This is a genomic window from Undibacterium sp. WLX3042, from assembly GCF_049544825.1.
Taxonomy (GTDB): domain Bacteria; phylum Pseudomonadota; class Gammaproteobacteria; order Burkholderiales; family Burkholderiaceae_D; genus Undibacterium.
The window spans coordinates 3,444,450-3,464,221 of record NZ_CP186698.1; the positions used below are offsets into that span (position 1 = coordinate 3,444,450).

21 protein-coding genes and 1 tRNA gene are annotated in these 19,772 nt (G+C 45.5%); 7 read left to right on the top strand and 15 right to left on the bottom strand.

All coding sequences use genetic code 11. The features are described 5' to 3' along the window. Positions 1-94 precede the first annotated feature (94 nt). Together ACPAOP_RS15565 and ACPAOP_RS15570 are read left to right on the top strand one after the other, a co-directional pair. Positions 95-172 (top strand) — tRNA-Ile (locus tag ACPAOP_RS15565). A 6-nt stretch (positions 173-178) separates the two neighbouring features. Next, positions 179-1,615: a DEAD/DEAH box helicase gene (locus ACPAOP_RS15570; protein WP_423708610.1), complete on the top strand. Its 1,437-nt coding sequence runs from the start codon at positions 179-181 to the stop codon at positions 1,613-1,615. Between the two features lie 73 nt (positions 1,616-1,688). Here the strand turns inward: ACPAOP_RS15570 and ACPAOP_RS15575 are convergent, their stop codons facing one another. From ACPAOP_RS15575 to ACPAOP_RS15595, 5 genes are all read right to left on the bottom strand, one after another. Then, positions 1,689-2,654 carry an ornithine cyclodeaminase family protein gene (locus tag ACPAOP_RS15575; protein WP_423708611.1) on the bottom strand — a complete coding sequence of 322 codons (966 nt, stop codon included), beginning with the start codon at positions 2,652-2,654 and terminating at the stop codon, positions 1,689-1,691. 107 nt (positions 2,655-2,761) lie between these two features. Continuing rightward, positions 2,762-2,953: a helix-turn-helix transcriptional regulator gene (locus tag ACPAOP_RS15580; RefSeq protein WP_423680081.1), complete on the bottom strand. Its 192-nt coding sequence runs from the start codon at positions 2,951-2,953 to the stop codon at positions 2,762-2,764. Beyond that, positions 2,950-3,342: a hypothetical protein gene (locus ACPAOP_RS15585; protein WP_423680082.1), complete on the bottom strand. Its 393-nt coding sequence runs from the start codon at positions 3,340-3,342 to the stop codon at positions 2,950-2,952. The genes ACPAOP_RS15580 and ACPAOP_RS15585 overlap by 4 nt, the downstream gene beginning before the upstream one ends. Before the next feature lie 282 nt (positions 3,343-3,624). Next, positions 3,625-4,044, bottom strand: a complete 420-nt coding sequence (locus ACPAOP_RS15590; protein ID WP_423680083.1) for an organic hydroperoxide resistance protein — start codon at positions 4,042-4,044, stop codon at positions 3,625-3,627. 139 nt (positions 4,045-4,183) lie between these two features. Continuing rightward, positions 4,184-4,636 (bottom strand): MarR family winged helix-turn-helix transcriptional regulator, encoded by a 453-nt coding sequence (locus ACPAOP_RS15595; protein WP_423680084.1) that lies wholly within the window; start codon positions 4,634-4,636, stop codon positions 4,184-4,186. Positions 4,637-4,794: 158 nt separating this feature from the next. On the opposite strand from ACPAOP_RS15595, the gene pyrF reads away from it, so the two are divergent. Together pyrF and ACPAOP_RS15605 are read left to right on the top strand one after the other, a co-directional pair. Next, entirely contained in the window at positions 4,795-5,637 is an 843-nt protein-coding gene (gene pyrF / locus ACPAOP_RS15600) for an orotidine-5'-phosphate decarboxylase (RefSeq protein WP_423680086.1), read from the top strand. 624 nt (positions 5,638-6,261) lie between these two features. Next, positions 6,262-8,751, top strand: coding sequence for a bifunctional diguanylate cyclase/phosphodiesterase (locus ACPAOP_RS15605; RefSeq protein ID WP_423708612.1), 2,490 nt, complete (start codon positions 6,262-6,264; stop codon positions 8,749-8,751). 123 nt (positions 8,752-8,874) lie between these two features. Here ACPAOP_RS15605 and ACPAOP_RS15610 read toward each other — a convergent pair whose 3' ends face one another. The 7 genes from ACPAOP_RS15610 to ACPAOP_RS15640 form a co-directional block, all read right to left on the bottom strand. Beyond that, positions 8,875-9,627 carry a LytR/AlgR family response regulator transcription factor gene (locus ACPAOP_RS15610; RefSeq protein WP_423680089.1) on the bottom strand — a complete coding sequence of 251 codons (753 nt, stop codon included), beginning with the start codon at positions 9,625-9,627 and terminating at the stop codon, positions 8,875-8,877. Then, positions 9,624-10,700 (bottom strand): sensor histidine kinase, encoded by a 1,077-nt coding sequence (locus ACPAOP_RS15615; protein WP_423708613.1) that lies wholly within the window; start codon positions 10,698-10,700, stop codon positions 9,624-9,626. The genes ACPAOP_RS15610 and ACPAOP_RS15615 overlap by 4 nt, the downstream gene beginning before the upstream one ends. 23 nt (positions 10,701-10,723) lie before the next feature. Beyond that, positions 10,724-11,419, bottom strand: coding sequence for a LiaI-LiaF-like domain-containing protein (locus tag ACPAOP_RS15620; RefSeq protein ID WP_423680091.1), 696 nt, complete (start codon positions 11,417-11,419; stop codon positions 10,724-10,726). A gap of 36 nt (positions 11,420-11,455) precedes the next feature. Further along, positions 11,456-11,809, bottom strand: a complete 354-nt coding sequence (locus ACPAOP_RS15625; RefSeq protein WP_423708614.1) for a LiaF transmembrane domain-containing protein — start codon at positions 11,807-11,809, stop codon at positions 11,456-11,458. A 328-nt stretch (positions 11,810-12,137) separates the two neighbouring features. Beyond that, positions 12,138-12,509 carry a hypothetical protein gene (locus ACPAOP_RS15630; RefSeq protein WP_423680093.1) on the bottom strand — a complete coding sequence of 124 codons (372 nt, stop codon included), beginning with the start codon at positions 12,507-12,509 and terminating at the stop codon, positions 12,138-12,140. A gap of 189 nt (positions 12,510-12,698) precedes the next feature. Next, positions 12,699-13,628 (bottom strand): methyltransferase domain-containing protein, encoded by a 930-nt coding sequence (locus ACPAOP_RS15635; RefSeq protein WP_423708615.1) that lies wholly within the window; start codon positions 13,626-13,628, stop codon positions 12,699-12,701. A 22-nt stretch (positions 13,629-13,650) separates the two neighbouring features. Next, on the bottom strand, positions 13,651-14,496 hold the full coding sequence (locus ACPAOP_RS15640; protein ID WP_423708616.1) for a hypothetical protein: 846 nt from the start codon (positions 14,494-14,496) through the stop codon (positions 13,651-13,653). A 247-nt stretch (positions 14,497-14,743) separates the two neighbouring features. On the opposite strand from ACPAOP_RS15640, the gene ACPAOP_RS15645 reads away from it, so the two are divergent. Together ACPAOP_RS15645 and ACPAOP_RS15650 are read left to right on the top strand one after the other, a co-directional pair. After that, positions 14,744-14,989, top strand: coding sequence for a hypothetical protein (locus tag ACPAOP_RS15645; protein WP_423682350.1), 246 nt, complete (start codon positions 14,744-14,746; stop codon positions 14,987-14,989). 16 nt (positions 14,990-15,005) lie between these two features. Beyond that, entirely contained in the window at positions 15,006-15,851 is an 846-nt protein-coding gene (locus ACPAOP_RS15650; protein WP_423708617.1) for a PA4780 family RIO1-like protein kinase, read from the top strand. 103 nt (positions 15,852-15,954) lie between these two features. On the opposite strand, the gene phaP is transcribed toward ACPAOP_RS15650, so the two are convergent. Further along, positions 15,955-16,953 (bottom strand): TIGR01841 family phasin, encoded by a 999-nt coding sequence (gene phaP, locus ACPAOP_RS15655; RefSeq protein ID WP_423708618.1) that lies wholly within the window; start codon positions 16,951-16,953, stop codon positions 15,955-15,957. Between the two features lie 315 nt (positions 16,954-17,268). Between phaP and ACPAOP_RS15660 the strand changes: the two genes are divergently transcribed. Next, positions 17,269-17,655, top strand: a complete 387-nt coding sequence (locus ACPAOP_RS15660) for a nucleotide pyrophosphohydrolase (RefSeq protein WP_423708619.1) — start codon at positions 17,269-17,271, stop codon at positions 17,653-17,655. Positions 17,656-17,691: 36 nt separating this feature from the next. On the opposite strand, the gene ACPAOP_RS15665 is transcribed toward ACPAOP_RS15660, so the two are convergent. Both ACPAOP_RS15665 and ACPAOP_RS15670 read right to left on the bottom strand, forming a co-directional pair. After that, positions 17,692-18,162: a hypothetical protein gene (locus tag ACPAOP_RS15665; RefSeq protein WP_423708620.1), complete on the bottom strand. Its 471-nt coding sequence runs from the start codon at positions 18,160-18,162 to the stop codon at positions 17,692-17,694. Between the two features lie 136 nt (positions 18,163-18,298). Beyond that, positions 18,299-19,570 (bottom strand): MFS transporter, encoded by a 1,272-nt coding sequence (locus ACPAOP_RS15670; RefSeq protein ID WP_423708621.1) that lies wholly within the window; start codon positions 19,568-19,570, stop codon positions 18,299-18,301. Between the last annotated feature and the right edge of the window lie 202 nt (positions 19,571-19,772).

Sequence of the window (19,772 nt, forward strand, 5' to 3'; positions counted from 1 at the left end):
GGCAGCAGCATCGGGCTTTTCCTGCAAATCCTGAAGTGAATTTCAAACTTGGATTTACCTCAGATTACAGCAGGCAGAGCTTGCAGAAAGAATTGGGCCTCTAGCTCATGTTGGTTAGAGCAGCGGACTCATAATCCGTTGGTACCGTGTTCGACTCACGGGAGGCCCACCATTTACCATGACTGATATTAAGTCCATCCCCAATTCCCCTTCCGACCAGACTGAACACAAAGTGAAGTTTGAAGATTTCGGCTTATCTCCTGATATTCTGCGTGCTTTGACTGAGCAGGGTTACGTCCACCCTACGCCAATACAAGCGGAAGCAATTCCTGTTGTATTGCAAGGCAGGGATGTGATGGGCGCCGCACAAACGGGCACCGGTAAAACAGCAGGATTTTCCTTGCCGATTATTCAGCGTTTACTCGCGCATGCGAATACCAGCGCTTCGCCGGCGCGTCACCCGGTGCGCGCTTTGATTCTGACTCCAACGCGGGAACTCGCGGATCAGGTCGCAGAAAACGTCAAGGCATACTCTCGTTTCACACCTTTACGTTCTACAGTCGTCTTTGGTGGTATGGATATGGCGCCACAAGTTGCCGCGTTACGTTCAGGTGTGGAGATTGTGATTGCAACACCGGGGCGTTTGCTTGATCACGTTCAGCAAAAGACCATTAACTTGTCGCAGACGCAGATTCTGGTAATGGATGAGGCGGATCGTATGCTGGATATGGGATTTTTGCCTGATCTGCAACGCATCATCAATCTGCTGCCTAAGCAGCGTCAGAACCTGATGTTTTCGGCGACTTTTTCTCCTGAAATCAAAAAGCTCGCGGCCAGCTTTTTAAATGATCCGCAAACGATAGAAGTTGCCCGCAGTAATGCAACATCCGATAACGTTACGCAGATTCTTTACAAGGTTACCGAAGATGAGAAACGTGATGCAGTTTCCTTCATTATCCGCGAGCGTGGATTGAAACAAGTGATTGTTTTCAGCAACACGAAAATCGGTGCATCACGTCTTGCTGTGCATTTAGTCAAGCAGGGTGTGAAAGCGTCCGCGATTCATGGTGATAAGTCACAGAATGAACGTATGGTCGCCCTGGAGGATTTTAAGCGTGGTGAAGTTGAAGTCCTGGTGGCGACGGACGTCGCTGCGCGTGGTCTGGACATATCCGAAATGCCTTGCGTGATCAACTACGATCTGCCTTATAACGCAGAAGATTACGTTCATCGCATTGGTCGTACAGGTCGGGCCGGTGCGAAAGGTGACGCAATTTCTTTGTACACGGATCAGGATGAACGTCTGCTGATCGACATCGAAAAGCTGATCAAACAGAAAATTGTAAGGTTAACTCTCGCTGGTTTTGTTCCCTCTGCTCACCAGGCGGAACGCCGTCCGGTACGTGATAGGCCTGAGCGGGGCGAGCGAAATGAAAAGTCTGTACGTGGTGGTTATCAGCCACCGAGAGAGAAGGTAGATCCCTGGTTCCTGAAACCGTACGAGCCAGCAATATCGTCATCTCCGAAAGCAGGTAGCTCGGCTAAAATTACTGAAAATCCAGCCGCAAAACCGCAAAAGCGGGCTGCATTACTGGGTGGTATCCCGAAAGTCTGACGACTGTTTGATGGCGACTGAGTTCATGTCTGTATGAGCTCAGTCTGTCTTTTTAGTGCAGATAAAATCAGTCTCAGATTTTTGGCGTTCGTTCCCGTGAATGGAAATGCCAGACAAGGTTTGCAGCGCATAAATCTTCCAGTGCTGTTCCGACGGACTTGAATACGGTTATTTCCTCGTCTGATTGGCGGCCTGTATGTTTTCCTGAGCACAGGTCGGCAAGTTCGGCAACAATCGCTTCTTTTTTTAAGTGACCATTTTGTAGCGTCTGCAAAATATCACCAGCCTCTGCGAGTGCGCCCGCGAACGTATCTACGAAGACGACAGCCTTCGCCATCAGTTCATCATCAACTTCGCGCATATCCGGTTTGAAACCTCCGACCAGGTCAAGATGTGTACCTGCTTGTATCCATTCACCTTTGACAATGGCCTCTCTGCTCGTTGTTGCGCATGTGATGATGTCTGCCGACTTGCAGGATTTTGCGAGGTCGCTGCTGACTTCAATGTTGATGTGCTCAGGCAAATCCGGAAAGGATAATAAGGTCTGAAGGCAGTGTTCTGACTTTTCTGCCGACCGCCCCCAGATGCTGATTTTATTGATTGGTCTGGTATGGCAATGAGCGAGTGCCATATGTGGTGCGAGACTGCCGTTGCCAATCAGAAGCAAATGGCTACTGTCCTTTCTGGATAAAAAACCGGAGGCAAGTGCTGATGCTGCAGCAGTTCGTTTTTGCGTGATCTCTTCGCCGTCCATGAGTGTCAGAGGCATGCCTGTGATGGAGTCAAACAAAATGAAAATTGCATGCACTGTCGGCATGTCTTTATTTTGTGGTGCAACCGTGACTAATTTCACGCCGGTATGGCCTGATGGATTCCATGCCGGCATCAGAAGTAAACTCGAATTGACCTGCTCCGACAGTTGATGAGCATGTCGTCTGGGTGTAACGATCTCTTGCTGAAAGGCTTCCCGTAAAGCCCTTAACAACTCTGGGTATTGCAACGCCTGGCGCACTTTTTCTTTGCTAATAAACGGAATCATCAAGATCTTCTTGTAAGAATCGGATAGGTATCATATCCAGTCAGCAAAGAAGATGAGATGAAAAATTTGCATTCACCCTGTCTTCATTTGCGCAAACATGTCTCGCCTTATTCTGCGTCAAAAATCTTCTCTATTGGCATTCTGAATAATTTTGCAATAGCAAAAGCGAGCGGCAAACTGGGGTCGTATTTGCCGGTTTCTATGGCGTTGATGGTTTGCCTGGAAACCTCAAGCAGATCGGCGAGTTGCGCCTGGCTCCATTCCCGTTGAGCACGCAATTCTCTGAGAGAATTTTTCATGCCGATTTCTCTTTCCAGCAACGTACAGCGTCGGTCATCCCCCAGCCCGCCATCAGTAATCCCCACACAACAAACATGCTTAATTTCGGAAATCCGGCGGCTTCCATAAAGCCGTAAGAGAGTGCAAAGACGGCGGTCATCGCTGCGGATATGCCGACATTTTCCAGCTGGCGACGTTTGATATATTCATCCATACGCTGGAAATGCCGGATGATTGCCCAGATCATCATGATGGCTGGAAAGACTGGCATTAGGATAATCAGCGTGCGGAACGGCGCAGGTACCATCCTGTCGGCGAGGAAATTGCTGAGGAATATGACGATAAAATAAAGCAGAAGAGCTCCCAGCAACTCTTTGAAATATATTTGATTCGCTTGTTTCTCACGCATTATGTTCTCCATGTAAAGTTTACTTAACACGCATGGTCAGAAAAATGGCCTTTCAAATCCAGGCTTTGTTACCTTATTTTTGACGAATATTGGCTTGATCCATCAGCAAGTAAAGTATGCTTTACATATTAGCGTCGATATAAATAATGTCAAGTAAGCTTTACATTGAAAACTGAAAAAATACCTGCGCCTATCTGTTGAGAAAAAAGAATGGTGCAGGTAACTTGTTTGTGGTTCTATCTTTGATAGTCAGGAAAAATTTCCCGACAATAGCGGATGGAATTACAGTATGTTCAGAGCAACGTCAATGTTGTCGCGAGTCGCGTTCGAATATGGGCAGACTTCGTGCGCTTTGTTGACCAGTTCTTCTGCAAGCTGACGATCCAGTCCCGGTAAAGAGATATTCAGTGCGACCTGAATGCCGAAACCACCCTTACCATTTGGGCCGATACCGACGTCCGCTTTGATTGAAAGATCTGCAGGCAATGCAGTCTTACGCGCTGCTGCGACAAATTTTAGTGCGCCAATGAAACACGCAGAATAACCGGCGGCGAACAATTGTTCCGGATTGGTGCCTGCACCGCCGGCTCCGCCTAATTCTTTCGGAGTGGTGAGTTTAACGTCGAGCTGATTGTCACTGGAGACAGAGCGGCCATCACGACCACCAGTAGAAGTAGCGCTTGCTGTGTAAAGAATTTGCATATGATTTCCTATTTGAATTGAGTGCGTCAATATTATTTCCATCACGACCAGATCAGTCGATGGAAGAATGTTATCGCACAATTCAATTGTGTGCAATTGAATTGACATTGTTTTTTTCTATGCATCCGATTAAAGAATTTTATTTTTCTGTGAGGTTCGCTCTTAATTCTGAGAGCTGGCTGCGTAGCTGCTTAAGCGTTTTTGGATCTTGCCCGCTGGCGCATAGAATCTTTAGCGGAATTCTTTTGGCGGCTTTTTTCAGGTCTTTACCGCTATCCGTCAGGATAATCCTGACCTGACGTTCATCCGATTCATCGCGGTGCCGCTCCACCAAACCTGCTGTTTCCAGACGTTTTAACAACGGCGTCAGCGTACCTGAATCAAGAAATAAGGCCGCTCCTATATCCTTGACGAAGATATTATCCTGTCCCCAAAGCACCAGCATAACCAGATACTGCGGATAGGTCAGACCGAGTTCGTCCAGCAGAGGTTTGTAACTTTTGGTGAGCGCCAGAGATGCAGAATACAGTGCAAAGCAAAATTGGTTATCAAGTGCCAGTAAGTCCTGTTCTTTGTTTGCAGAGTCGTGCATTTCAACACTCAAATAATGAAAATTAATAAGAAAAAATTGTGTGTGACATGATAATCAAATTCGGTGCCACTTGTCTTTGATCTTCGTTTCTATCCGTCTGAGTCCGCAAGGTATAATGCCGGGGTTATTTAAAAACCGTATCTGCGCAGAGGGAAGTTGTGACTTTTATAAAAAAATTAAATGCCGCCTGGGCTGAAAATCAATCTCTGCTGTGTGTCGGACTTGATCCAGACGTCAGCCGTTTCCCGGCTGAGTTAGCCGGAAAGCCCGATGCTATTTTTACCTTTTGCAAAGCGATGATCGATGCCACTGCCGACCTCGCTTGTTCATTCAAACCGCAGATTGCTTATTTTGCTGCATTACGCGCAGAAGATCAGCTGGAAGCGCTTTGCCGTTATATCAAAACGACTTATCCTGCTGTCCCCGTCATACTGGACGCGAAGCGGGGAGATATCGGCGCGACAGCCGAACAATACGCACGCGAAGCGTTTGAACGTTATGGTGCCGATGCTGTGACAGTTAATCCTTACATGGGATTCGACTCTGTTGCTCCGTATATGGAGTGGAAAGATAAGGGGACAATTGTTTTATGCCGTACATCGAACGCTGGCGGATCTGATTTGCAGTTCCTTGATGTCGGTGGCGTACCTCTGTATCAGCATGTTGCCAAACTGGTGGTAGAAAAGTGGAACACCAATGGACAATGCGGTTTGGTCGTTGGCGCGACCTTTCCTGATGAGCTGGCGCAGGTCCGTAATATTGTCGGTGAGATGCCATTGCTGGTACCTGGCATTGGTGCACAAGGCGGCGATATTGCTGCAACTGTCGCGGCCGGAAAAACAGTGAACGGAACGGGGATGATGATTAATTCATCGCGTGCAATTTTGTACGCAAAGGGTTCCGGTGATGAAACATATACAGATGCAGCCCGCCGTATTGCGATGGAAACACGTGATGCGATCAATCAGTACCGGTTTTCGTTGAGTAATGATTCTCAATGAGTTGTATATAAACTTTGCGGCTTGTAATTCAGACATAAGAGAAATTATTCTCAACGAAAGAGATGAACCGAAGTTAGTAAAATAACGCGCTGGGCGGACCTCATGATTTTCAGATTTGCACGTACGACTGAATGTCCGTTCACGTATTCCTCACTTATCAGCATATAAAAACCTTAGCCTACACAGCGCAGTCCCTTAGCCGAGCAGAGATGTCATACAAAACGAACTTTGCCACCTCACTGTCTAACTGAAACGTATAGCAACGTTAATTCGAAGATAACCCGTAGTCTCCCAACTATTCGGAAGAATTGCATCCTTCTCAAGATAGTAAATTCGTCAGTTATCGCTACATCGTAATATTTTTTAGCGGCTGACACCTAACGCATCTTAAAAAATCAAAAATTAGCTAGTTAGTAATAAGCGATAAGCTGATTGTAACTAGATGTTAATATAATACCTATTAGGTCAATACTTAAAAACAATTTCAGCTTTTTTCATTTAAAAAGCTCGCAGATGCGTGAAAGTACATCCGAAAATAATAACCATTAATTTTTTTGTTTAAGTTTACTCTCAACGTTGAGCATAATTTTTTGATAATGGTAGCTATTTTGTTCGGAGGTATTAATGCCAAATATAGATTTAGCAAATTACTGGCGACAGCAATATCGCCAGTTATTAACATGTATTTTGTTATTCTCTATTCTTCAATTTAATCCGGCGTTTAATTTATTTGAACAGAGTTCACAGTACATGCTGGCAGCACGTTTGCTGCTAGGTGTGCTTGCTGTAACCGCAGCCTTATTGATTGCTAACGTGTCGTGGTATGAATATGAGACGGATAAATCTTCTAACTCCAATATATATTTAATCGGATTCAGTACGATTGCTTTATTGGAATTAATGCCCGTGCTTAATTACGCTGAAGTATCTGGAATTTGGGATGAAAGTTCTATTCAGCGAATACTTTTTTTTGGATTGATCTGTCAGATATTTGTGATATTGGCACTTATTTCGGAAATCTATTCCTTAAGAGTCAATTTTAACAAGTGGATCGCTGTAGTTTTATCTGGTGTCCTTGGAATTGTCGTAATCTGGCTTTCTTCCTTGCAAACGGTTTTTGTTCCCCAAATATGCATATCGGGAGTGTGCTCCACTACTACAATAAAATTTTTTGAATATGCGTTGTTTAGCGCCGATATTTTATTGGGTATTACTTTTATTTCTTTAGCTAAAGATAGGAATAAAAAACGATATTTTTCGTTGGCCACATCCTGCCTTTTCTTGGCGATTGGAGAGTTGTTTTTTGTTGAATTTCAATCCTCTCCAGACCTTCTAAATAACTTTGTTTTTGGATATCTTTTTAAAGTTATATCTTATGTGGTTCTTTATCAGACACTTTTTGTTAATGCGTTTAAGGACCCGTATACAAAAGCAAAGGAAAGTGAAGAGCAGTTCCGGGCTTTAACTGGTCTGTCATCAGACTGGTTCTGGCAGCAGGATCGTAATTTAAGATTCACAGTTATATCAATTGGTATCTCACCTTTAATCAATCAATTTTTAACTGGCAAAGCTCCTTGGGAAGTCGCTGAATTGACCTCGATAAGTTGTGATTGGAGTGAGTTTCGTGAGCAGTTATATCGTCATGAGCCATTTAAAGATCATATTTCCAAATTGGAATATGCGCCTGGGCAGTTTTATTGGATATCTTCATCTGGAACTCCAATTTTTGATGAGTTCGGCGTAATGACAGGGTACAGAGGTGTATCGAGTGATATCACCAAGCGGAAAATGACTGAGATGGAAGTTGAGTTTCTAGCTTTTCATGACCCTCTCACTGGATTACCGAACAGAGTGATGTTGCAGGATCGGTTTGAGCAAGTGAAGACATTTTGCCTGAGAGAGAAAACAAAGCTGGGTTTGCTATTTCTTGATTTGGATCATTTTAAGAAAATTAATGATTCGTTAGGCCACGATATTGGCGACCTTCTTCTTAAAGAGGTTGCTAAAAGACTGGAAGAAAGTGTTCGAAAATCTGACAGTATTGCTCGGATTGGCGGCGATGAGTTCTTGATTATTGCTCCAGGGCTTACTAAATCTGAAGATGTTGTTCAAGTTGCGGAAAAAATTTTAGATGCTTTACAAAGGCCTTTTTATTTAGAGGATCGTGAGATTTATACGTCCACATCCATAGGTATGTCCATATATCCAGATGATGCTGAAACCTTTGAGGTTTTGAGAAAAAATGCTGACATGGCGATGTATCATGCGAAGGAATCAGGCCGTAATTTATATCGTTTTTTTGATCAGAAAATGGACGAGGATGTTTCTAATTACATGAAACTTAGAGATGACCTCAGACACGCAATTGTACGAGATGAATTGTGCATACACTATCAACCTCAATTGAGTTTGACAAACGGAAAAATTGTTGGTGTTGAAGCTTTGCTGAGATGGAACCATTCAGAAATGGGTGAAATTCCTCCAGATTATTTTATTCCATTGGCTGAAGAAAGCGGGCTGATTGTTGAAATTGGAGATTGGGTCTTGTTAGAGGCCTGTCGTCAGGCTGTTGAGTGGAAGAATAAGAACCTTACGATCATGCAAATGGGTGTTAATTTATCTGCTGCTCAGTTTAAGCGTGGTGATGTGGAACAATCAGTACTGTCCGCCTTAAAAATTTCTGGACTCGATCCTGAAATGCTGGAGTTAGAAGTAACAGAAAAAATGCTATCTGATAATAATATCGGTGCGCTGGACTGCCTAAAACGTTTACGACATGTAGGAGTGAAGATATCTATTGACGATTTTGGAACAGGGTATTCGAGCTTAGCATACTTAAAAAAATTCAACATTGATAAGCTTAAAATCGATCAGTCTTTTGTTAAAGACATGATTGATGATGCAAATGATGTCGCCATTGTTCGCGGCATTATTCAAATGGCACATTGTTTGAATTTGGTTGCTTTGGCTGAGGGTGTTGAGTCCCACGAGTTACTTGCAAAACTCAGATCCTTCGGTTGCGACGAGGCTCAAGGATATGATTTCTCTCGACCAATGATATCTGAGGACTTTGAAATTTTTTATTCTCAATTCAATCATTTAGTCAGCGGTTGAAATTTCACTAACTTTCTTTTATGTTGTCATTTGAGCAGAGAGTGCGATTCGGTTGAGTATCTTACATAATCGCTTATCCTTACCATTGAAATTGATAGTTAGAGAGTAGGGATCAAAGGCGGATTAATTCAATCGTGTTTTAAGACGCTCGTAGCCGGTACGGCTGACTGGAATCTTGATACCACTGCGTAACACGGCCACCTGCGTGTCTTTACTCTGGCGTTCTATCCCTGTTAGTGCTTTGATATGTAACAGATAAGAACGATGGACTCTGACAAAATTGGCTGAAGAAAGTTGTTCTTCAATATCTGACAGGCTCTGTGTTTTCATGAGCGTTCTGCCTTGCGTATGAATCAGAATGTAGTCATCCTGCGCCTCAATAAAATCGATGTCTTCTGATTGAAGTACATGCACCTTTCCTCTGTCGCGTATCGTCACACGCTGCGACTGCTGCATGTTCGATGCAATCAGTTGCTGAATACCAGAAGACTGAGTAACTTCTGATCGATCTTCCCGTATCAGTTTTGTTGCTTTATTCAGAGCCTCATCAAAACGCTGTTGTGAAAATGGTTTTAAAAGATAATCTATTGCGTGTAAGTCGAATGCCTTTACCGCATATTGGTCATACGCAGTCGTAAAGATAACGCCAGATTTTCTGCCCGTAACATCTAATACTTCCAGACCGGTTAATTCCGGCATCTGTATGTCTAAAAATATCAGATCAGGTTGATGTGTCAGTATCGCATCGACGGTTTCAGTCCCGGTCTCACATTCACTGATCACGATAGTACTCGGATGACGACGCAGATACTCGCGGATCAGGCGGCGGCCAAGTTCCTCGTCATCTGCAATCAGGACTCTGAGGGAGTGATTCATATCGTATCGGCTCGTTGGTTGCATTCTGTTGGTAGCGATATTTCTACAAAGAAGAGTTCATCGGTGCGTGACCAGTGTACGCGGGAACGGTCGCCATAAAGCGTATGAAAGCGTTCCCGTAAATTTGTTAATCCCAGCCCGATACCATTATCCGTCGCGACTTTGTCTGAAACCGGATTTTGTACACGAATGTGTAACCAGTCATTCCGGCGGCTAATACTGGCGCTGATGACGCCGCCCTCAGATAATTGTCGGATGCCATGTTTGATTGCATTTTCAAATAATGGTTGCAAACTCATAGGTGGTATCAAAGCGAGCTCAGTGTCGCGGTCTGCAGTAATGCCGACCTCTAGCTTCTGGCCGTAGCGAATTTTTTCTACCGCCAGAAAATGACTGCACAGATCCAGTTCTTCTCTGACCGTGATCATCTTATGTTCAGATAAAGTCAGTGTCTTCCTGAAAAAATCTGCTAGAGAAATTGCCATGTTTCTGGCTGCTGCCGGATCAATACTTGTCAGTGCGCTGATGGAATTGAGACTATTGAACAAAAAATGCGGCTCAATTTGCGTACGCAATACCTGCAATTCTGCTTCGCGTGCGTGCAACAAGGAATGAGCTTCCCGTCGTTCAGCATCACGCAGATTTTCAAAGGTGATCAGCACATCATATGCAAGCAGTGAGATCAGATAGACAGCGAGTCCGGTAATAAAAATAATGATGGCAAGCTGGTTCGAGATTGTCAAAGCCTTACCTTGTTCGGTAACCGACATCAGCAGCATATTCCATGCTTCAGAGATCGCCAGCAACAACAAACCCGATACGATGGAGCTGCTGCCGAAAATCAGAAAGACGAGAAAGAAGGTCCGCTTTGTCAGTGGGAAGGTGCGACAAATGTAGTACGGGGAAGTCACTATAAAACCGAACACCAATACAACTGGCAAAGTAAATGTCAGCGAGTAACCCCAGCCAGCGTAACCCGCACTGAACAGGAGCCTCGAAAGCAAAACTCCTGTCATCAGCCATGCTGCAAGATACCAGACAAATCGGCGGAAGTCGGACAGAATAGGGTGCATTTTTTGTCACCGGGTATAGTGGTTCAGTTCTTTATTTCTACCGCACCCATAATCGCATAGCCCTGAATATACAATTTTTTTTCACGCATCAAAGGTGGCGCAGTTTTGTCTTCAAATCCACCTAACACCGGAATACCCTGAGATATGACAGTCCAGTCATTGGGTATTTTCAGTTCTATTCCTCCCCACATTGCAAAAACGTTTAATGTTGCCTCTGTCTGAATACTGGCGTTTCGCAGATCGAGTTCTATCCCTCCCATGACCGCGGTTAATTCACCGCCGCGAAAATCCTGCGTGGAATTTTGTAATTTTGCACCGCTCATAATGGCCGAAACATTACTTTCTGAATGCACATTTTGAATGCCATCCGCTGCGTTTAAATACGATGTTTGTGTGTTGACTTTATCTTTGAAAATGATCATCAGACCGGCGATAATAATCAAGACCGGCCACCAGTCACGTAATCTGAAATAGACGATACCCATATGTTGCAGTGTCAGCAAAGTACCGACTGCAATAAAAGCCCCTCCAATCAAGCGACCGGATGTTTGTTGGCTACGGGAGATTTTCAGCAGGCCAATGAGTATGAAGACGGTTGGCCAGAATTGGAAAAACTGACGCGTATTGAAAATATCTAAATTGTCGATCAGCGCCAGTGCGCCAAATATCAGTAACAGCACACCGAAAAAAATCTGTGCTTGCGGTTGACGTTTGCTCATAATGCTGCCTCCGGATATGTGATGAAATGATGGAAATTATTTACGTGCAGACAGGAATCCAGCAATGATGCTTCTGGCACCAAAGGCGATCAGAATGACAGGCCAGCTGGTACGGAAGGTCCAGCCCCACAGATGTTCAACAGACGCATAGAGCCAGAAGGCGAGAATGATATTGAAGCATCCCTTGGCAATATTGTCAGGTTGACGCGAGCTGATGATTTCAATCAATCCGGAACAAGCGATCACAGCCGGAATCAGGTACCAATAATCTGTCGCATCCGCAATATTGACTTTGTCGATCAGAAACAGCGCCCCGACGCTGATCAGTAATAAACCGACGAAATAGTTTTTTCTGTTTCTGGTCAGAGGTTCTTCATGATTCTGATTCATAGCAGCTCCTTCAAAAAACATAGTTAAGGTGACAGAAGAACGATAATGCAGACGCATCAGCTTGTCGTGTATTGATCGGTGAATTCCGGCTGGTTGTCGGTAAATGACGAACTGAGACTATTGTTCTGACAGGGGAGGGCAAGATTACACTAATGCAGGCAGGCTGATATTGCACTGTTTTCAGTAAGCTTCAGTGGAAAGTGTTACAAAGACACAATATGAAGAGAGCACAAGGCTATTGCTACAGGTAAATAGATTGGTGGTGGCGACCCGAGTGATAATACTGATGCGTCGCGAAGGTTAATGGGGCGTTGTCGATGGGTAAGGATTAGCTGAGCAACTGATTGAAATCGTCGGCCTTTCTGACAACACGCTTCGATTCTGTTCCGAACACATTGTGCGTCTCTTCAACAACGTACTCGTTAGAACCTCTGGTGCAATACAGCAAGCCACGAAAATTTGTACCCAGATAAGCGAATGGTGTGATCTTTGTTTTTACCGGAATATCACTACCTAGTAATGCGCGCAGTTTCCGTTCGATATCGTATATATTTTTTTCATTCAGGGATACTTTGCCGCCTTTGGGATTGGGGAAGCTTGTCTCGAAGGAAGGATTTTGTCCCATCGGGTTTCTGAAGGTGATTTTAATTCCTAATTTTAAAAATTTAGAAATAGCAAAAAAATCATTTTCATCAAACATAAAAACTCTCCCTGAACTTGCGTTCTACCCTTATTTTTTCTCAAGTGACGCGTCAAGCTTGCCAGAAACCATCTGCTTTTACAATCTGGATGCGGTAAAACTGAATAACAGTCTGACATACCGCAGATGTTGTGACTACGGTATATGAAAAGCCAGAAAACAGAGCACACGCCGTGTCGTAAGGAAGCCTCAGAGGAAAACAGATGCTTTCCATTCAGCATAGGTCTGCGGGACGTTCGGGTCAGCTACCAGAACACTGCGTAAATGATCTGTGATGACGGCAAATTTATTGTTTGCCGTCGCGCCATTAAATTCAATCGTATGCCAGTTTTTGATCAGTTCAGGTAAGGCCAGAGCGGTGTGTTGTGCTGATACGACCTCAGCATTCTGCAACAACCGGGTTTCAGAGACTTCGTGTTTGCAGGCAAAGACAATGAGGTTATAGCTGTCGTAGGATTTAATCCAGTTCACCTGTTGTAAAAATTTATCTTGCAGATGAATTAGCATCGGCGCAATCGCGCTGGGCTTGCCCCATACATTGGCAACCAAGATGCCGCTTTTATTCAGATTACGATAGCAGTCGGCATAAAATTTCTCTGTATTCAGAGCCGGAACCAGCCCTTCTTCATTGTAGGCATCCAGAAAAATCACGTCTGCCTGTTGGTTTTGCAGAGGCAACCATTCAGCGGCATCCGCATGAATCACCGTCAGACGCTCGTCGTCGGGCGGTATAAAAAATTGTTCCCGCATGGCGATCACGTCGGCGTTGATGTCGATTGCCGTAATGCGGCAGTCTGGCAGGTGGTGGTAGCAATACCTGACCAGCGAACCGCCGCCAAGACCAATCAGAATAATATGTTGTGCCGCAGGATTGAACAGCAGAAATCCCATCATGATTCTTGAGTAAGCGCAGAGCAAGCGATCAGGCTCATCCAGCTTCATTGCACTTTGCATGCATGCCGGGGTCAGATACATCATGCGCAGACCATCATCGTCGAGAATAAAAGGCTTACCGTGATGCTGATCTGAAAGTGCTTGCAAACGTTGGCGATGGATAGATTCATCCGCTGGCAGCTTATTCAGAAAAAGGCGGGACAAGCTCTGACGTGGCTTAGACATGACTATCCTGAAATTCTCTGCGTTAGTTTTGCGTCGTTGCGGCCGACAAGGCTGCATTCAACTGTGCGATTTTTTCTATCAATGCCGCATTTTCCGCTTCGAGAGCCGTAATTCGCTGTTGCAAAATGACAGATTCGTTGATCTGATCCATCGCATTATTTGTAGTCTCAGACTGATTTGCTACTTCGGGTGATTCAGGGATTTTGTTTGCTTTTGTAGGTGCTTTTTGTTCACGTATTTTTTCGCGAACTTGTTTAGCCGCTTGTTGTAATTCTTTACGACCACCAGCAACTGCGGCAGCCTGCTCATTGCTTGGCAATGTCGCTACGGCAGCCGCAGCGCTGATGGAGATAGTGCCGTCGCGCACAGCCTGAACCAGTTCCGGCGCAGCTGCACGCTGAATTTTTTCTATCTGTAAAACAGCGTTGCTGCTGATACCTGCGATCCGCGCAATTTCCTGACGACTTTGGGTAGGTTTTACTACGGGAATAGCGACTTCTGTTTCTTCATTACCAGATGCAGCATTTTCATCTTGCGCTTTGATGCGCATAGAAATAATTTCTTTTTTCCGCAGCGCTAACATGCCGCGCTGAAAATCAGAAACGCTGCGGCGTGCCAGATGATTATCGATCATCCATAACTGTACATCTTCGATATCTTTGAAATGATCGTTTTGTATGGTCTTAAAAGGAATCTGATGGCGCTGGCAGATAGCGTAGCGATTGTGCCCGTCAATTAAAACGTCGCCCCAGAGTACCAGCGCATCGCGGCAGCCTTCTGTGAGTATGCTGCGTTCCAGCGCCGCATATTCATGTTCTGTCAGGGGATCGATATAGGCGCGCAGCCCTTCGTGAATAATGATGCTCATACAAATTGCCTTGCAGTGTTTCAGGGAAGGTCGCATTGTAGCTGAGAAAAAGTAGGGATTTCAGCTCGCACCTCAAGTTCTGGCGGATGCCCGAAATGTCTCGCGTGTACAATGCGCTCTGAAACAGTTGTTACTCCGAGGCAGTGCTGCGCCAGTGTCAGATGCAGCGCCATTCCGCTGCCATTCTGATGCGGAGCAAATAAATTAAATAAGGCGCGACAGGCGCTTTTCTCAAGGATTTCCTATGATGACCTATGAAGACTATCTGGATGAAGTTACCACGCTGATGACAGAGAAATTTGATCTCAGCGATGAAGCTGCGATTAAACACGTGATGCGTGCACAAGCGAATGATTTCTTTACGTTGCACGACGATCATCCGGAGATGCGGACGCAGGAACGTGCTGAACAGGACGCTCAGACGATTTACGATATGCGTAACAAATCACGTCCGCATACACCGCCGCAACGTACCGGCAAACCGCGTAAGTGAACATGATTGCGATGGCATGAAAACACCAAAAAGACTACAGCCTCTGATCGAAGAGGGGCTGATCGATGAAGTGCTGCGGCAGTTGATGAGTGGCAAAGAAGCTACAGTCTATGTTGTTCGTAGCGGCGACGATATTCGCTGTGCAAAAGTCTACAAAGAGGCGAGCCAGCGCAGTTTTAAACAGGCCACCTCTTATCAGGAAGGGCGTAAGGTAAAAAACAGTCGCCAGGCAAGGGCGATGGAAAAAGGCACGCGCTATGGCCGTCAGATGCAGGAAGAAGTCTGGCAAAACGCCGAAGTCGATGCCCTTTATAAGTTAGCGGCCGCCGGTGTGAAAGTCCCAACGCCTTATATTTGTTTTGAAGGTGTATTGCTGATGGAGCTGGTGACCGATGCGGAGGGTAAGGCAGCTCCGAGGCTTAACGATATTAGTTTGTCGGCAGAGCTGGCGCTGCAATATCACGCGCAATTATTGCATCAGGTGGTGTTGATGCTGTGTGCCGGTATTATTCATGGTGATTTATCCGAGTTCAATATTATGGTCAATGGCGATGGTCCTGTCATTATCGACTTACCGCAGGCGATTGATGCTGCCAGTAATACCGAAGCGGCGGCGATGCTGGAACGCGATGTCGCGAATCTGGCATCGTATTTCGGACAGTTTGTACCGCAATTAAATGATACTCAATATGGTAAGGAAATCTGGAAATTGTATATTGCAGGTCAGTTGACACCAGAAACGCCATTGACTGGACATGTCGCCGCCGATACGCGGCCAGTGAACGTGGACGAAGTGATGCGTGAGATTGAGTCTGCTATTCTGGAAGAGCAGGAGAGATTAAGACGGTTGGCTGAAATATAGAATTCTGCATTTAGTCGGATAAAGTCCGATAAAAAAATCCCGGTAGTAATCTATCGGGATTTTTTTACGCGCTCATTAATTGCACAGAGCTGGCATATGGCTGTTACTGGCGTACCCGTTTTTTCGCGCCTGTTGCAGGGCTGGCTTTACCTTTATAGGCTGGTCTGCCACCTGCTTGGGGGAAGGCAGGTTTATCACCTTGCAGATTCTTCGTCGGCGGAAATGGGAACTTCACCGCCGATTTTTTTTGTGTCACCGCTACCTCCGGGGAGGCCGCGGGTGTCGTATTTTCCGGTGCAACAGCTTCTTTAATTGGAGCAGGTGTGGCTGGTACTGCGGCAGCAGGGGAAACTGGCTGCACCTCTGTTACAGCGGTTGCTGATGTTGCTTCAGCTTGAGCCGTGATCGTTTTTTTTACTGTTTTCGGTGCAGTCGCTTTTGTTCTTTTACCAGCGTTTTTTGCCGATGTCGCGGAAACTGCGGGCGTGCTGGCTTTTACCCCGGCTTTAACGGTTGCCTTTGCTTTGCTGGCGGGGATCGTGGCTTTTTTCGATGATGTTGCGGTTTGGCTGACGATCTTCTTGTCTGCACTTACTTTCACCGTGCTTATTTTCACATCCGTCTCAGGTAAAAGTGAGATTTGTTTAGTGCCGCTGATGCTTTTAACTTTTGCCGGTGATACCTTTTTTTTACTGGCAGGGCTTGCGTTCAGTGATTTTTCTGCAACGACTGGTGCAACTTCCGTCTTTGTTATATGCACTGAAATCAGATGATTGTTATCAGCATTCGCTAGATGCAGAAATGCCTCGCGCGTATCACAGGAAATAGTTGCCAGTTCTTTGCCGTAGGCAAGCAGGCTGTGGATCTGAGGTTGTCTCTGGGTTTGCGCCAAAGCGAATAATTCTTGTGGGTCATTACTTGAAAGCACCTGACGAGAACTCGCCGTAACTTTGTCGACGGCATCCCTGATTGTTGCAAAGTTGAGAGCAATCATTTTTTCCAGACCTTGAAAAGCGGTATCTGAAAATGACTGTAAAAGTTCCAGTTGTTTGCTCAGCTGTTCTTGCGCAACGACAGAAATCTGTGTTTGAATCAAAGCCATGAATCTCTCCTTAAAAGTGGATAAGACGTTTCAAGCGTTAATTTTTGATCAGGAACGCCTGGTAAAGCGATTACACAAATGAATCTTGCAATGACAGGCAGCACCTGCCGTTAATATTCGCCGGTCAAAGTATTCACTGACAATCATCGGTGAAAACCGTCCCGGGATATACGGCTCCGTTCGATATCATGACCAGCCTTAAATCTGGTGCTTCAATGTTCAGAAAATGCTGCATTGCCGCATTATGTATTTTAACCTCGGATTTATGCTCTTGCGATAAAAAATATTGCAACGCAATAAAACATCTTTTTACGTATGATGAAAACTCAGATGGCGAATGAATTAGTGAGTACGGACAGTTTGAACGATCTCCGTGCACGATTGCGTCAATTTACTGCGGAACGCCATTGGGAGCAGTTCCACACACCAAAAAATCTGGCGAGTGCACTCATTGTTGAGGCGGCGGAATTACTGGAGCCTTTTCAATGGCTGAGCAGTGGCAGGGCAGATGAGCTCGGCGCAGAAAAATTACAGGCGGTGCGGCACGAAATGGCGGACGTGATGGCTTATCTGATCATGCTGGCAGAACAGTTGAACATTGATCTGATCGCCGCGACGAATGAAAAAATTCACTTGAATGCGCTGAAATATCCATCTGACATCGTCCGTGGTGATGCTCGTAAGTACGATGAATATAAATAGGTGGGCGAAATGTCGTAAATCTGAGTGGAACAGGCGCTACGCTACCCTGAAGAAGGTGCTGGTCGGGTCATTCTCCAGTCTTCTTTTCGCTTTTTCTAAAAACGCATGATGTTGAAAATCGTCGATAGAGAATGGGAAGCCTTTGGCAGTTAGCCACGCACAAGCCTCTTCAGTTGTGGCGCAGACATAAAGATCATCGCCAGGAACAACACCGGCATTACGTTTCACGATGTCCAGATGAAACCGGCTTGGACAGACGAACGCAATACATTGGCAGCCATGCGCAATTGCCCATTCACGCATATGCGTATAAGACTGCAGGGCAGCTGCGGGTGCCATTTCCCAGTATTCTCCCTGTGCCATACTTGCCCAAGGAGCCCCGACCGGCGCGATTTTCTTAAATTCTTCAAACATGGCATTAAAGCCCTGTTCATTAAAACTGCCTGCAAAAGCCCGCACGACCACGTTGCGCACTTTGCTGATTTCCCATTCGCCGTGTATCTTCATGATTTCACCTGTGTTGCCAGCCACGATTTTAATGTCGAATGGCGATGATCGGGTGAAAACAATCGTTAACTATCGGAATAGGTTTCAAAAGAACTGACAATACTATTTTTTTGTTCCTGCTGGTAACAATTTTTCCTCATGTTGAAGATTGTATATTTCCAGCCTGACGATACAGCCGGGGAATTTTACTTTTACTCAGTATCACCATGATCACACTGGCAATCGCCAGCAATAACCAGTTGAGACGAGGGCTGTTGAAATGTTGCGACAGGTCGAACAGTATCCCGCCGGTCAGACTGCCTACCATATTTCCCATGCTCTGATACAGCATCTGTTTCGACATCAGTTTTCCGGTATCAGCACTGGTTTTATCGGCAAAACGTGCGGTCAGCACGTCTAATGAAGGACCGTAAAATACTTGTCCGAACGACAGTAATATCGCAGATGTGATCACAGCAGAAGAAGAGCGCGTGAAAACAAACATCAGCAAGAAACTCAGAAAAAGACAGGCGTAGCCAATTTGTAAAAAACGGAAATGATCTCTGATTCTGATCGCACGTTTCGAAATCGGAATCTGAAAAAAGATGATTACCAGCGCAGATATCCAGAATGGTGTGGATACCGGAATATCCGGTGTGAATTTAGGAATATGCAGGCTGAATCCTATCATCGGTTGTATTGCAAAACACCAGAACATGGCGTTTGAAAGATAGAACAAAATTGGTAATTCATGTGCCCGGTGATTTGCCGCAGCGATGTTTTTATTGATGGAATTTGTCTTTAATTCACCTGCTTGTATTTCTTGCTGTACCGTCGCTGTGTGCATGGTCAGATATTCTTTTTCGTGTTTGGAAATTGCCCGCATCGCAATCAGCATAAAAATGCCGTAAGCAATGAAGGTGATCAGAACGATCAGAAATACCAGGCGCAAACTTTCATGCGGCACCCAGCTGGCCAGCAGATAACCGCTGACCAGCCCCATTCTTATCGCAAAGGCGAGGCGGCTGAACAAGGAAGACTGGTCGAGATCACGGAGTTTCAGCAGATAATTTTTTAAGCCGGGAAACGACAGCCCGCTGCCGAATCCGGCGAGTACCGCAAACAGTGCGAGCGCCCACGCTTGCTGCAGGAATGCCATGCAATACAGCGCAATCCCTTCGAGAAAAATATTCCCACAAACCATGAGCGGATGATTGACTGCACGTGAAAACCGGCTACCTGCAAATGAGCCTATGACGCGGCCCAGATTCAAGCCAAACAGGATGGAGGCAGCCCAGAAACCGGAAAAATTTTTTCCTGTTTCTGAAACGATCAGTGGCGTGTACAAAGCGACACCGCCGGAAGCGATAGCGACACCCACGTAGATTAAATACGAATTGGCCAGCGAGTTAAATTTCTTGTTATGCATACAAAGAGGTGCAACTTTGAGTCGAGGATTTCAGCCTAGCAGAAATTCTTTTTCAGAAGAGCAGGATGTGTGGCACTGCTCTATGCAGCGGTGCCTGACTAAGCCGTCATTGTACGATGTCACTGATCAGAATATGGGGACAGATGTTTCGGAAATCAGCGATAGCCACTGATTTCCTGGGGTGACGCCGTGAAAGTAAGCG